At 57.2% G+C, this 397-nt stretch carries 1 protein-coding gene; it reads left to right on the forward strand.

Features of this window, described 5'->3' with window-relative positions:
- Nucleotides 1-235 (forward strand): hypothetical protein (locus tag GWC77_RS29340; protein WP_217283473.1); only part of this gene is annotated, 235 nt, incomplete at its 5' end.
- Nucleotides 236-397 lie beyond the last annotated feature (162 nt).

The raw sequence follows: 397 nt of genomic DNA on the forward strand, positions 1-397 counted from the left end.
TCCCTTGCGGCTACCCGGCCTGGCTTCTGGCTCTGTCACAGTGATGTCCATCAAATCGAAAATGATGGGCACCACTTTGATGTCGGTTCTCGCCGTCGTCTACGACGGTCGTCGTGAGGCGCTTACTTTTGGCACCATTCGTGTGTGTCTGGTGTTTGTAGTCTCTAGGTGTCGGTGTCGTGTGCAGTCAACGTGCAGCGACTTCGTTTTTTCAAATGTCGAAGACCGCAATTGATGTGCCAAGCGAGCTGCCCCGTGGATCGGCCGGGGCGTAATCGGTAATTGACCGACGTCGTTGCGATCTCAGGCGATCTGATGCAGTGGCGAGCGCAGCGGGTTGTCGGCGAAGAGCGATTTCCAGATTCGCGGCGTGAGTTCGTGCACGCGCGAAGCCGGA

The sequence above is a fragment of the Paraburkholderia sp. NMBU_R16 genome, from assembly GCF_013282575.1.
In the GTDB taxonomy this organism is placed as follows: Bacteria; Pseudomonadota; Gammaproteobacteria; order Burkholderiales; family Burkholderiaceae; genus Trinickia.